This is a genomic window from Paenibacillus sp. RC73 (genome assembly GCF_044908085.1).
GTDB lineage: Bacteria > Bacillota > Bacilli > Paenibacillales > Paenibacillaceae > Paenibacillus > Paenibacillus terrae_A.
The window spans coordinates 95,739-109,520 of the sequence record NZ_JBIYCV010000014.1; the positions used below are offsets into that span (position 1 = coordinate 95,739).

11 protein-coding genes are annotated in these 13,782 nt (G+C 46.1%); 8 read left to right on the forward strand and 3 right to left on the reverse strand.

The genetic code is table 11. The annotated features are described in order from the left end of the window. Window positions 1-16 precede the first annotated feature (16 nt). A complete protein-coding gene (gene rnpA / locus ABH897_RS24510) occupies window positions 17-367 on the reverse strand; it encodes a ribonuclease P protein component (RefSeq protein ID WP_013312817.1) in 351 nt (116 codons plus the stop codon). 263 nt (window positions 368-630) lie between these two features. Then, window positions 631-765, reverse strand: coding sequence for a 50S ribosomal protein L34 (gene rpmH / locus ABH897_RS24515; protein ID WP_007433250.1), 135 nt, complete (start codon window positions 763-765; stop codon window positions 631-633). 1,114 nt (window positions 766-1,879) lie between these two features. Here rpmH and dnaA point away from each other — a divergent pair. The 6 genes from dnaA to gyrB all read left to right on the forward strand — a co-directional run bounded on the left by dnaA (window position 1,880) and on the right by gyrB (window position 8,199). Beyond that, window positions 1,880-3,226: a chromosomal replication initiator protein DnaA gene (dnaA, locus tag ABH897_RS24520; protein ID WP_014279007.1), complete on the forward strand. Its 1,347-nt coding sequence runs from the start codon at window positions 1,880-1,882 to the stop codon at window positions 3,224-3,226. A gap of 186 nt (window positions 3,227-3,412) precedes the next feature. After that, entirely contained in the window at window positions 3,413-4,555 is a 1,143-nt protein-coding gene (gene dnaN, locus ABH897_RS24525; RefSeq protein WP_025683682.1) for a DNA polymerase III subunit beta, read from the forward strand. 46 nt (window positions 4,556-4,601) lie between these two features. Further along, window positions 4,602-4,820, forward strand: coding sequence for a S4 domain-containing protein YaaA (gene yaaA, locus ABH897_RS24530; RefSeq protein ID WP_014279009.1), 219 nt, complete (start codon window positions 4,602-4,604; stop codon window positions 4,818-4,820). 54 nt (window positions 4,821-4,874) lie between these two features. Further along, window positions 4,875-5,990 carry a DNA replication/repair protein RecF gene (recF, locus tag ABH897_RS24535; protein WP_025683680.1) on the forward strand — a complete coding sequence of 372 codons (1,116 nt, stop codon included), beginning with the start codon at window positions 4,875-4,877 and terminating at the stop codon, window positions 5,988-5,990. Between the two features lie 16 nt (window positions 5,991-6,006). Then, window positions 6,007-6,258, forward strand: coding sequence for an extracellular matrix regulator RemB (gene remB, locus ABH897_RS24540; protein ID WP_007433255.1), 252 nt, complete (start codon window positions 6,007-6,009; stop codon window positions 6,256-6,258). 30 nt (window positions 6,259-6,288) lie between these two features. Beyond that, complete coding sequence (gyrB, locus tag ABH897_RS24545) at window positions 6,289-8,199, forward strand: DNA topoisomerase (ATP-hydrolyzing) subunit B (RefSeq protein ID WP_283654032.1); 1,911 nt, start codon at window positions 6,289-6,291, stop codon at window positions 8,197-8,199. Between the two features lie 135 nt (window positions 8,200-8,334). Here gyrB and ABH897_RS24550 read toward each other — a convergent pair whose 3' ends face one another. Then, entirely contained in the window at window positions 8,335-9,162 is an 828-nt protein-coding gene (locus ABH897_RS24550; RefSeq protein WP_283654033.1) for a YheC/YheD family protein, read from the reverse strand. A gap of 469 nt (window positions 9,163-9,631) precedes the next feature. On the opposite strand from ABH897_RS24550, the gene gyrA reads away from it, so the two are divergent. Together gyrA and ABH897_RS24560 are read left to right on the forward strand one after the other, a co-directional pair. Then, a complete protein-coding gene (gene gyrA, locus ABH897_RS24555; protein ID WP_283654034.1) occupies window positions 9,632-12,208 on the forward strand; it encodes a DNA gyrase subunit A in 2,577 nt (858 codons plus the stop codon). Window positions 12,209-12,423: 215 nt separating this feature from the next. Continuing rightward, window positions 12,424-13,512: an HD-GYP domain-containing protein gene (locus ABH897_RS24560; RefSeq protein ID WP_283654035.1), complete on the forward strand. Its 1,089-nt coding sequence runs from the start codon at window positions 12,424-12,426 to the stop codon at window positions 13,510-13,512. Window positions 13,513-13,782: the final 270 nt, after the last annotated feature.

Here is a 13,782-nt window from a genome sequence, read left to right on the forward strand (position 1 = left end):
AGGACAAAGATACTGACTATCGGCGTGAAGACTTCAGCAGCGAGGCTTTGCGCAGAACGTGCAGCACGCTTTTCTCCAGCTCCTGATACGACATTGTAACCGCTCCCTTGCGGACGATAAAAATCAGGTCAATTTGCTCCACCAATTCATGCTCATGATGGCGCACAATTTCCTTAACGATCCTGCGCATCCGGTTGCGGACAACTGCGTTGCCGATCTTCTTGCTGGCCGAAATTCCAACGCGGAACTGCTCTACCTCTCTGCGGCGGAACCAGTACACCACAAACTGATGGTTGGCAAAAGATTTGCCATGGCGGTATACGCGCCCAAAGTCCGCCCGGTTTCGTAGACGCAATTTTTTTTGCACGGCGCTTCTCCTTGCTCATCTCTTTTACACATGCCGGCATGCCAATCCTTACCCCTTATATAGTAAGAAGTATGGACAACATTCCGCCATGGTAATCTCGCTTATTTTACATCCATTTTCAAAAGCTTCATCTAATATAGAGCAGGTTGCGGTGCTCCTCCCTCTTTTTTCACTGCATTTCTACAGACACAGGGAAAGCGATCCGCCCCATAAATACCTCCATTATGAAAAAAAAGACCACCGTAGTGGTCTTTATGCACGCATTACGCACTCAATACTTTTCTGCCTTTTTGGCGACGAGCTGCCAAAACTTTACGGCCATTCTTTGTGCTCATTCTTTTACGGAAGCCGTGAACTTTTTTACGCTTGCTGACATTCGGTCTGAAAGTCGGTCTCATTGTACTGCACCTCCTTACAAGGAATACGTTTTATATGGAATATACCTAACATAGCAATCTCCACAAAAAACACCTTTGTACATTTAACCACAAATAGCGGCCAAAGTCAATGTACAGCTTAATCCCTCCCCCCAATTCACGCAATCCTCTCCCTCTTTTTCACGCCCAGAGATTTTGCTCCTTCATCCAGTTCACTTATCCCACGCTCTTTTGTCCTTTTTTATCGCGGATTTTCTTTGACCTTCCTTCTTCAATATCAGCTTGTCTACATTTTGCGTTCCTTCCACCACTCCTACTCCTTACTTTTTGCTCTTCCTTCCTATTCCTTCACACCGTCTCTATTTTGAGATCGGCATATTTCCAAGCATCATAACCATATCATTAAAAATATTGTCGGAAACGTTACCGGAAATTTTCAACAGGAAAAACACCTCCTGTGACCAAAAGGCAACGGCTGTTATGCACAGATCCACAAAAAAAGCTGAATTGTGATTTAAATGGTCATAACCTGTGCATAACATTTTGAGACGATAAAGAGTTATTGTCGAAAACTGAACAAATTATAAACAATATCTTGTGTTGTGAATAAAAATTGTACACAACAGATTGAATTTGTGGATAAATAACCATGAGTCATTGAAATACAAGGCTTCTTTTGCTATGATGATATTACTTTTGAATGTGAATATGTTGTTTTACCCTCCATATTATCAACACCCTGTGGATAAAGTTGTGAACAAGTTCAATTTATCCATCTTTTTATTTTTGTGCGGATTCGGGATTCTGGGGATATATTCTACATTTTTCATTTGATTTCGACATATTGCAGTCCCGTTTTGGCCTGCGGGATCAAGAGAACGGATCGTGCCGCACATACCCTCCTGAGAAATATCGCCTTCTTCTGCCGATCAGCAGCGGATTTTTCCATTAGCTTTTTTTCAGGACCATTTTGTGCTGCGTTCTCTCATCACACTGCCGCATGATTTAGGCGGCGGTATGTCTTTTTATGGCCTTCAACAACATTTTTGGGATTTTAGGCGTTTTGCCGAAGCGCCGGGAGCAGCTCTCTGCAGCTTAAACGGCAAAATGTCAGGATTTAAAAGGAGTGACGTCTGTGGACAGCCATACCTCTGAACTATGGCAGCAAATTCTATCCATCATACAAACCAAGCTGAGTAAGCCGAGTTACGACACTTGGTTTAAGGCTACCAAGGCAGCGAAACTGAATGACCACTCCATTGTGATTTCCGCACCGACAACTTTTGCCGTGGAATGGCTTGAAAGCCGCTATACCAAGCTAGTCGGGGCAACGGTTTATGAAATTTTGGGCAAGCAGCTGGAGGTCAAGTTCGTCATTGAGGAGAACAAGCCCGCCGAGTTCGACCTCCAGCAACAACCTCAGCAGCAGCCGGTCGTACATGAAGAAGCCGTGTCCCATATGCTGAATCCCAAATATACATTCGATACGTTTGTCATCGGATCGGGGAACCGTTTTGCCCATGCAGCATCGCTGGCCGTCGCCGAGGCGCCGGCCAAAGCTTACAACCCGCTGTTTCTATACGGCGGCGTAGGTCTGGGAAAAACGCATCTGATGCACGCCATCGGGCATTATATTTTGGAACACAACCCGGCCAGCAAGGTCGTGTATTTGTCATCGGAGAAGTTTACGAACGAATTTATTAATGCCATCCGGGACAACCGCGGGGAAAGCTTCCGGAACAAATATCGTAATATTGATATTTTACTCATTGATGATATTCAGTTTATTGCAGGCAAGGAGTCGACGCAGGAGGAATTTTTTCACACGTTCAATGCGCTTCATGAGGAACGCAAACAAATTATTATCTCAAGCGATCGTCCGCCTAAGGAGATCCCAACGCTGGAAGAACGGCTGCGTTCCCGCTTTGAGTGGGGATTGATTACAGATATTCAGCCACCGGATCTGGAAACGCGAATTGCAATTCTCCGGAAAAAGGCGAGAGCGGAGAACCTGGATATTCCTAATGAAGCCATGATGTATATCGCCAACCAGATTGATACGAACATCCGTGAGCTGGAAGGGGCGCTGATTCGCGTTGTTGCCTATTCCTCGCTGACCAATCAGGATGTGACAAGTCATCTCGCGGCCGAGGCGTTAAAGGACATTATTCCTTCCAGTCGTCCCAAAATGATTACCATTCAGGATATACAGCATCAAGTCGGGGAATTTTACAATTTGCGCCTGGAGGATTTCAAAGCACGCAAGCGGACGAAGGCTGTGGCTTTTCCACGGCAGATCGCCATGTACCTGTCACGCGAGCTAACCGACTATTCGTTGCCGAAAATCGGAGAAGCCTTCGGTGGACGCGACCATACAACCGTCATTCATGCGCACGAAAAAATCTCCAAATCCATTCAAGTGGATCAGGAGCTGTTCAAAGTTATCAACAGCCTAATCGAAAAAATCAAAAATCCAACCTGAACAAGTTCAGAGCCTATACACAACTTATACACATGTGGATAGGCTTGATTTTATTAGGCTTACACCGACTTATCCACATATTCAGTGCGCCTATTACTATTACTAATAGATTTTAAAGATATACATCACCTAAATAAGGCCCGCGTCAACGCGTGCTTGAAGGATTAAAACCCGTAGGAGGAACTTATGAAGATCAGCATTTTGAAAAACGTATTGAACGAGGCTATACAACATGTATCCAAGGCCATATCAAGTCGGACCACGATTCCGATTTTGAGTGGTATTAAGCTGGATGTGAATCATCAGGGAGTAACGTTGACTGCCAGCGATACTGACATCTCCATTCAATCCTTTATTCCGATGGAGGATGGTGACCAAACCGTCGTTCAGGTCGAACAACCGGGAAGTGTTGTACTGCCAGCCAAGTTCTTTGTCGAAATCATCAAGAAGCTGCCGTCTCAGGAGATCCGCATGGAGGTAAAAGACCATTTCCAAACCTTCATCTCATCCGGTGCAACCGAAATTCAGATTGTGGGTCTGGACCCTGAGGAATTCCCGGTGCTTCCGAGCATTGAAGAAAATCAGGTTATCTCTGTACCAGGTGATTTGCTCAAAAACATGATCAAACAGACCGTTTTCTCCATTTCCACTCACGAAACGACACCTATTTTGACAGGGGTATTGTGGAATTTGGCTGAGGGCGAATTAAAATTTGTAGCAACGGACCGCCACCGCCTCGCCACCCGTAGCGCCCGTTTGGAAACGTCCGAAGGCTTGCGCTTCAGCAATGTTGTCATTGCAGGTAAAACGTTGAACGAACTGAGCAAAATTATTCCGGATCAAAATATGCTTGTGGATATCGTCGTAGCAGACAACCAGGTACTATTCAAAATTGACCGGGTTCTGTTTTATTCCCGCATTTTGGACGGAACGTATCCAGATACTTCTAGAATTATTCCAACCTCCTACAAAACAGAACTCATTGTGGATACAAAAAGTTTGAGCGAATCCATCGACCGTGCTTATTTGCTGTCCCGTGAGGAAAAAACGAATATTGTAAAAATGCAATCGCTGGAAAACGGCGGCTTGGAGATTTCCTCCAGCTCCTCCGAGCTGGGTAAAGTACGTGAGGAAGTCACAGTCTCCAAATTTGAGGGAGAGCCGCTCAAAATCTCGTTCAACTCGAAATATATGCTTGATGTGCTGAAGGTGATTGACAGCGAGCAACTGACGATTGCTTTTACCGGCATTATGAGCCCGATCATTTTAAAACCGGCGGACTCCAGCAATGCACTGTACATCATCCTGCCATATCGCACCACCAACTAACGTCTAGCGTCACCCACCCGAGAACAAGCGAAAGGATGAACAAGCCTTGAAACGGATATCTATACAGACCGAATACATCAAGCTCGATCAATTTTTAAAATTAGCCGATTGTGTTTCTACAGGGGGAATGGCCAAAGCTCTGTTGCAGGAGGGGCAAGTTCGTGTCAACGGTGAGCCGGAAGAACGACGCGGAAGAAAACTGTACCCGGGCGATACCGTAGAAGTAGAGGACAACGGAAGTTTCGAGATCACGGCAGGAGCATGATCGCCTGGTCGGCAAGGACTCCTTTTAGGTGCGGAGTAACAAGGGGGACCCTATGTGTTTGTGAACAATATTGTTTTGCAGCAATACCGGAACTATGAACAGCTGGAGCTGAATGAATTTGGGCCCGTTAATTTGCTGATCGGACAAAATGCGCAGGGCAAAACGAACCTGGTAGAGGCGATTTTTGTTCTGGCTCTGACAAAAAGTCATCGGACGTCGCGCGACAAGGAGTTGATCTCTTTCGGAGCTACCTCAACTCACCTTGCTGCGGATGTGGATAAAAAATACGGAAAAATCAGGCTGGATCTGTCGTTATCCACACAAGGAAAAAAAGCGAAGATCAACGGACTGGAGCAGCGAAAGCTGAGCGATTTTATCGGTTCGCTGAATGTCGTTATGTTTGCACCTGAGGATTTGGAAATCGTCAAGGGAACACCGGGGGTACGTCGCCGGTTTCTTGACATGGAAATTGGACAGGTTGCTCCGGGATATCTGTACCATTTGCAGCAATACCAGAAAGTGCTGGTCCAGCGTAACAACCTGCTCAAACAAGCTTGGGGCAAAGATATGGCTTCCGTACAGCTCATGCTGGAGGTATGGAATGAGCAACTTGTTGAGCACGGTGTTAAAATTGTTAAAAAGCGGAAACAATTTATAACAAAGCTGCAAAAGTGGGCTCAGGCCATTCATGAAGGGATCGCGGGAGGGACTGAGGAGTTAAAATTAACCTATGTTCCCTCCTTCAGCGAGCCGGAGGAAGAAGATGAAGCTGTCTTATTGGAGCGATTTATGATAAAGTTATCCCAAATGAGGGAACAGGAAATCCGCCGTGGTATGACTTTGGCAGGACCCCATCGTGATGATTTGGCCTTTGCCATTAACGGCAGGGAAGTGCATACGTATGGCTCTCAGGGGCAGCAGCGGACGACTGCCCTGTCCTTGAAGCTGGCTGAAATTGAATTAATCCATGAGGAAATTGGTGAATATCCTGTCCTGCTGCTGGATGATGTTCTATCCGAACTGGACCCCTACCGTCAGACCCAACTGATCGAGACCTTCCAGAGCAAGGTACAGACCTTTATTACGGCAACTGGTATTGAGACCTTGAATGCAGAACGGCTCAAGGATGCCAGTATTTATCACGTCCACGACGGGCATGTGGAACACTAAGGAGTGAGTGACCGCTATGTATATTCATCTGGGTGGAGAAAAAATCATCCGCTCGTCAGAGCTTGTGGCTATTTTCGATATCTCGATTGAAAAATCCTCTAAAATCTCCAAGCAGTACGTGAACCACGCCCAACAGCAAAAGCATGTCGAGATGATTGGTGAAGAGGAAGCCAAGTCCATCGTGGTGACTCAAAATACGGTGTATTATTCCCCCATCTCCTCAACAACTCTCAAAAAGCGGGCAAACCAGTTTGTTGCCAATGCTTAACCATAGAATCTATAGAAGTAGGTGAAAGGCATGTCTATGAATCAACCGTCTTATGATGCGGGTGAGATTCAGGTCCTGGAGGGCCTGGAGGCGGTTCGGAAACGTCCCGGGATGTATATCGGTTCCACCAGTGCCAAAGGGCTCCATCATCTGGTCTGGGAAGTTGTGGACAACAGCATTGACGAAGCGCTGGCAGGCTATTGTGACAGCATTCAAGTTGTCGTTCACGAAGATAACAGCGTTACCGTTACAGATAACGGACGCGGTATTCCAGTAAGCGAACACGCCAAAATGAAAAAATCTGCGCTGGAAGTCGTTATGACTGTGCTTCACGCAGGTGGTAAATTCGGAGGCGGAGGGTACAAGGTATCCGGCGGTCTGCACGGTGTTGGTGTATCCGTAGTGAACGCCCTCTCCAGCAAAATGGTCGTTCACGTCAAACGGGATGGGCATATGTACGAGCAGGAATACCATCGCGGTGCTCCGCAGTATGATGTCAGAGTCATTGGCGATACGGACGAAACCGGTACCCAAACGACGTTCTACCCGGACGATCAAATTTTTACAGAAACGACCGTATATGACTATGAGACGCTCCAAACGCGGATTCGTGAGTTGGCTTTCCTGAACAAAGGAATTGCGATTAGCTTGACCGATGAACGGACTGGCGCCAGTGATACGTTCCACTACGAGGGCGGAATCAGTGAATACGTGCAATTTTTGAATCAGAAAAGAGAAGCACTTCATGAGCAACCGATCTATGTCGAAGGCTCACGCGATATGATTCAGGTCGAAGTTGCGCTGCAATATAACGACAGCTATACCGAAAATATTTATTCTTTCGCCAACAACATCAACACCCATGAAGGCGGCACCCATGAATCTGGCTTCAAGAGCGCATTGACCCGGATCATTAACGATTATGCACGCAAAAATGGCTTTATCAAGGACAACACCGCCAACTTGACGGGTGACGATGTGCGTGAAGGACTGACAGCGATTATCTCCGTCAAAATCCCGGAACCTCAGTTTGAAGGTCAGACCAAAACGAAGCTGGGTAACAGTGAGGTGCGCGGGATTGTCGAATCCCTGTTCGCAGAGAAACTTCAGGAATTTCTGGAGGAAAATCCGTCTGTCTCCCGTCGCGTTGTTGATAAATCATTACAAGCAGCCCGTGCTCGTGAGGCTGCACGTAAAGCGCGTGAGCTGACTCGTCGTAAAAGTGCGCTGGAAATCAGCTCCCTCCCAGGTAAGCTGGCAGACTGTTCTTCCAAGGATGCGTCGATTAGCGAACTGTACATCGTCGAAGGCGATTCAGCGGGCGGATCGGCCAAGCAAGGCCGTGATCGTCACTTTCAGGCTATTTTGCCGATTCGCGGTAAAATCCTGAACGTCGAGAAGGCACGTTTGGATCGTATTTTGTCCAGTGATGAAATTCGGTCAATGGTAACGGCTATGGGAACGGGGATTGGCGACGATTTCGATATTGCTAAAGCTCGTTATCACAAGGTCATTATTATGACCGATGCGGACGTCGATGGAGCCCATATTCGGACGCTGTTGCTGACATTTTTTTATCGGTACTTGCGTAAAATTATTGACGCCGGCTATGTCTATATTGCTCAGCCGCCGCTGTTTAAGGTAGAGCGCAATAAGGTCGTACGTTATGCAAACTCTGAAGCCGAACGTGATGCTATCATCAGTGAATTCGGAGAAAATGCGAAGTACAACGTACAGCGTTATAAAGGTTTGGGTGAAATGAACGCAACCCAGTTGTGGGAAACGACAATGGACCCAGAGAGCCGTACAATGCTTCAAGTTACCATCAGTGATGCAATGCTGGCTGATACGATGTTCGATACCCTAATGGGCGATAATGTTGAACCGCGTCGCGACTTTATTCAGGAGCACGCCAAGTACGTGAAAAATCTTGATGTTTAAATTTACACTATTCCATCATGGACGGCTGTATTAACTGCTTTCATTGATGGATTTTGCCAAGGGGCGCTCAGATTGAGCGTCCCTTTTCCTGTCATTAACCCGTCGGGGAGAATTTGAATATTTAATATCAAAGCTTTACGCCTTTTTCTTAGTGCGTGCAGGTTTACCCGTGGATGCTGTATAACGGCCGTAGCCTACAGCATACCTGAATATTTTATGATATAGGCTTTTGTTGGGCAGGGAAGAGAACACTTTAATGGCTGGTCTCGTATTCACTTCCAAAATCCACGGATAGATTTGCTGATCCAGTCCTATATCCAATCCAATTTCCCTCAAACGAGGATATCTTTTTTGTAGCTGCCAAGCTACCCGTTCGCCCATTTTCGATAGTTTTTGCTCCAGTCGTACCGCTTCCTTTACATCCAGATATGGGGCTACTAGTTCATTGAAAAAGCGCACTGTGCCCCCGCTGTGGTGATTGGTGACGACTTTGTCAGGAGCAGCTACACGTCCTATGATGAGCGTTGTCTCCCATTGCTTTCTCAAGTTCATCTGTGTTAATACCCGTAGATCAAAGGGACACGCATCATGATGAAGAAGGGGGATTCCTCGTTGAATTAGATAAGGGCGCTTCCGTATGCGATGAGAAACTGCTTTATGCAGGTCTTCCGGATTTTCGAAGGTGTGGGTCTCTACCTCATAACGAAGGATGTACCACGTTCTTTCCCCGATAATTCCCTCTTCAGTCGGCGGAAGCGGTTCAGTGAGTCTTTCTGCGCGCATAACCCCTTTCCCATAAGTACCGTTATCCGGCTTAATATAGACGGTTCCGTACACTGCCAACATTTCATTCAAGTGTTCCATTGCATACAAACGTGTTTCTGGTACATAAGTGGACAACGACGGATTGGGGAGGATGACATTTGTTTTGGTCCACTTACTGGATACTCGTTGAATAGACAAGTATTCTCATCCCTTTCTTTTGAAAATGTAAGTCACGTTCCATGGAATTCAAAACGCTTGAACAAAACAAGGGAAACTAAAGGACAAGTGCTTAAAACAATGATATAATAGAGAAATACGGCGTTTTTTCGGAATTGTGCTCAGTTAACCCTGACCGTATACGTATTGTATGTGGAAAAGGCCTTCAGGGTGGGGGCTAATCCCCAGTTCGGGGGAATTTGTCATGATCAGGACCTGTGAGCCGTACGATGCATTAGCCATCTGCTGCTCATAGAAGGGCAACTTCTGAGGGTTTTACGCTGTAAAGCGGACAGATGTGTTTAATTGTGCTCTTTTTGTGAAAGTAATATAATTATACAGATGAGGATTTCAGCCAAAATCCTGCGCACAGAGCGGAGTATATAGGCAGTGTCTTGTTAGGCTTTTCACATAGAGAGCAATGTATTGAAGGATGAGAAGGAGGACCAGCATGGCGGATCAAAAAAACTCGCAAATCATCAACAGGGATATCGGAGTGGAAATGCGCGAATCCTTTATGGATTATGCCATGAGTATTATTGTTAGCCGTGCCTTGCCTGATGTGCGGGACGGACTGAAGCCGGTACACCGCCGTATTTTGTTTGCGATGTCCGAGCTAGGCATGTCGCCAGACAAGCCATACAAAAAATCGGCAAGAATCGTCGGTGAAGTTATTGGTAAATATCATCCTCATGGTGATACGGCTGTATACGATACGATGGTTCGGATGGCGCAGGATTTTTCTTTGCGTTATATGCTGGTGGACGGACACGGTAATTTTGGCTCCGTTGATGGAGATATGGCGGCTGCGATGCGTTACACGGAAGCGCGATTGTCGAAGATCGCGATGGAAATGCTGCGTGATCTGAACAAAGAGACCGTTGATTTTATGCCGAACTACGATGGTGAGGAGAACGAGCCAGTCGTGTTGCCTGCACGTTATCCTAACTTGCTAGTGAACGGCGTCGGCGGGATTGCGGTCGGAATGGCTACTAATATTCCTCCGCATAACTTGGGAGAGGTTATTGACGGTGTACAAGCACTGATTGAGAACCCTGACATTACACCGATGGAACTGATGGATTATATTCAAGGGCCGGATTTCCCGACAGCAGGTTATATTTTGGGACGCTCGGGCATTCGTCAGGCATACCAGACTGGCCGCGGATCTGTAACTATGCGTGCGAAGACCACCATAGAAGAGATTGGCAATAAAGCACGGATTATCGTGCATGAGCTGCCTTACCAAGTAAATAAGGCTCGTCTGGTCGAAAAAATTGCTGAATTAGTACGTGATAAACGTATTGAGGGCATCACCGATCTGCGGGATGAATCGGACCGTACAGGCATGCGTGTCGTTATGGAGTTGCGCAGGGATGTGAACCCGAACGTTGTTCTGAACAATTTGTTTAAGCATACGGCAATGCAGTCCACTTTCGGTATCAATATGCTTGCAATTGTAAATAACGAGCCGAAGATTCTGAACCTGAAAGATGTCTTGTATCATTACCTCAAGCATCAGGTTGAAGTCATTCGTCGTCGTACAGAATTTGATCTGAAAAAAGCCGAGGCCAGGGCACACATTCTGGAAGGTTTGCGCACTGCCCTTGACCATCTGGACGAGGTCATTGCATTGATTCGTTCCTCACAGACCGCAGAAGCAGCGCGTGAAGGACTGATTGAACGCTTCTCGCTGTCTCTTGAGCAGGCTCAGGCCATTCTGGATATGCGTCTGCAACGTCTGACTGGCTTGGAACGTGAGAAGATCGAGAACGAATACAATGAGTTGTTGCAAAAGATTGCGGAATACCGCGAAATTTTGGCCAACGAGCATCTGGTGCTTAACATCATCAGCGAAGAGCTTAATGAGCTAAGAGGGCGTTTCGCAGATGAACGTCGTACTGAAATTACAGTGGGTGAAGAGAGTATTCTGGATGAGGATCTTATTCCCCGTGAGGATGTTATCATTACTGTAACCCATACCGGATATATTAAGCGTCTTCCCGTGACTACTTATCGTAGTCAAAAACGCGGCGGTCGTGGTGTAGTGGGGATGGATACCAAGGATGAGGATTTCGTAGAGCATCTGTTCATTACGAATTCACATCATCATTTGTTATTCTTCACCGACAAGGGTAAAGTATATCGGATTAAGGCCTATGAGATTCCTGATCTGAGCCGGACAGCCCGGGGGACACCGATCATTAACCTGATTCAGATTGAGCAGGGCGAGTCGATCAATGCGGTTATTCCAATTGAGGAATTTGTAGAGGACAGCTATCTGTTCTTTGCTACTCAGCAAGGGATTATCAAGAAGACACCGCTCGATAACTACGCTAATATCCGTAAGGGTGGCTTGATTGCCATCAACCTGCGTGAGGATGATGCCCTGATCGAAGTGAAGCTGACCGATGGACAGCAGGAAATGATCATTGGTACGGCGCAGGGCATGTCTATCCGCTTCCCTGAGAGTGATGTACGTTCCATGGGTCGTAGTGCCACTGGGGTTAAAGGTATTACTCTCGATAAGAGTGACGCTGTAATAGGCATGGATATTGTTGATACCAGCCTGGATATCCTGATCGTAACAGCCAAAGGATATGGCAAACGTACTCCTGTACTGGATTACCGTATCCAAGGCCGTGGAGGTAAGGGGATCAAGACGATTAATGTCACGGATAAAAATGGTCCAGTTGTTGGCCTCAAGGTTGTAAAAACCGAAGAGGATCTGATGATCATTACAGCCAGTGGAACCTTGATTCGGACCAGCATGGAGGAAATTTCGACGATGGGTCGGAATACACAAGGGGTAAGGCTGATCAACATCCGCGAAGATGATTCGGTTGCTACCGTTTGTCGTGCGAACAAGAATGAGGAGCAGGATGAATTGCTCGATGAATTGCTCGAGGAGCAGGATACTAACCTAGAAGTTGGTGAGGGTGCATCTCCATCACCAGATGATTCAGCACTTAGTACGGATGTAGAAGGTACACAAGGTAACGATTCGGAGCCTTCTGAGGACGAGTAACAATCCACCGATATAAACAGTGGTATTGGTTTTTAAATGACGGGGAAGACTCCTTGGCCATTGGTCAGGGAGTCTTTTTTTATTGCCGACAGATGAATACAGCAAGTATGCTAAAAATCATATAAAATGAATGTACAGGATCAGGTTCAAGTAATATAATGACATAATAAAAACTGACAGCTAGAGCTGCTGTTATGAGAACAGAGAGGTTGACCATGACAACAGTACCCGTATCCGAATTAAAAGCAGGACTTAGATTGCAAAGCGACGTATTTACTGAAATGGGCAGCTTGCTGCTCCCGAAGGGCCGTATTTTGCTACCGCGTGATTTGGAGATTTTACAAGCATTCCTGATCCAGCAAGTAGAAGTAGGGCCTGATGGTTCGACAAAAGCTGGTGAAGATCATGCTACTGCTCGAGTTGGGGCTCCTGAAGCGCAATCCCCTTCGTTAGAGGAGCGGGATGAGTCCGTTTTATTCCAGGAAGAGTACGACAAAATGGTGATGCTCGTGAAAAATGCATTCCAATCGGTACTCGTATCTAATCTATCTATATATGAGTTGCGGGGGCAGTTGGAAGCCTTACTGGTATACATCCAGCGCTATAATGTAATGACGTTTACTCCGCGTGTCATGATTGAAGTTGATTATATTTTTCATAATGCGGTACTAACCTCTCTGACTTCGTATTCTATTGCTCAATGGATTGGCTTGCCCCAAAAGGACTGGATGCAGGTTGCTTTTGCCGGATTACTCCATGATATTGGTAATGCTAAAATGGACCCGGCCATTCTGTACAAGCCCTCTAAATTAACGTGGGAGGAGCAGGAAGAAATTCGTCAGCATACTTCATTAGGCTACCAATTACTCAAAAATGTGAAGGCCATTAATGAAGGAGTACGTCTGGCAGCTCTTCAGCATCATGAGAAAGTGGATGGTACCGGATATCCATTGCGACTCAAAGGGGAGCAAATTCATATTTACGCTAAAATCGTTGGAGTGGCTGATGTATTCCATGCCATGACACTGGAGAAGACCTACCGACCAGCACAATCCCCGTATCTGGTACTGGAGCAAATCAAATCAGAATCATTTGGTAAGCTGGACCCGGGTGTTGTACAGGTTTTCATCCAAAAGCTCACTCAATTCAATAACGGAACCAAAGTGCGTCTCAATGATAACCGTACAGGGGAAATTATATTTGCTGATCGAGACCATCCGACTCGTCCGTTGGTGCAGGTAAACGGGGAAATCATTAACTTAATGGTTCAAAGAGAGCTATATATCGAGTGTATTGTTACTTAAGTAAGTTTTTTTAAAAAAACAGTTGCGTAATATAATAGAAGTATGATATATTATTTCTTGTCGCTTCAAGTGTTATCAAGTAGAGCGAAAAACACTTTTGAAAAAAAGTGTTGACACAACTGAGAGATACATGATATACTATAAAAGTTGCTGAGGGGATGAAAGAAACCCTGAGGCGAAAAAGAAATGTTTGATCTTTGAAAACTGAACAACGAGTGAGTACGGATTTTGCTTGCAAAATCCAACGCTGAGATTTTGGTACATGCCGTC

Excerpts from the sequence above, each read along its gene's own strand:
- rpmH (WP_007433250.1), bottom strand. The coding sequence starts at position 765 with ATGAGACCGACTTTCAGACCGAATGTCAGCAAGCGTAAAAAAGTTCAC.
- dnaN (WP_025683682.1), top strand. The coding sequence starts at position 3,413 with ATGAAGATCAGCATTTTGAAAAACGTATTGAACGAGGCTATACAACAT.
- remB (WP_007433255.1), top strand. The coding sequence starts at position 6,007 with ATGTATATTCATCTGGGTGGAGAAAAAATCATCCGCTCGTCAGAGCTT.
- gyrB (WP_283654032.1), top strand. The coding sequence starts at position 6,289 with ATGTCTATGAATCAACCGTCTTATGATGCGGGTGAGATTCAGGTCCTG.
- gyrA (WP_283654034.1), top strand. The coding sequence starts at position 9,632 with ATGGCGGATCAAAAAAACTCGCAAATCATCAACAGGGATATCGGAGTG.
- ABH897_RS24560 (WP_283654035.1), top strand. The coding sequence starts at position 12,424 with ATGACAACAGTACCCGTATCCGAATTAAAAGCAGGACTTAGATTGCAA.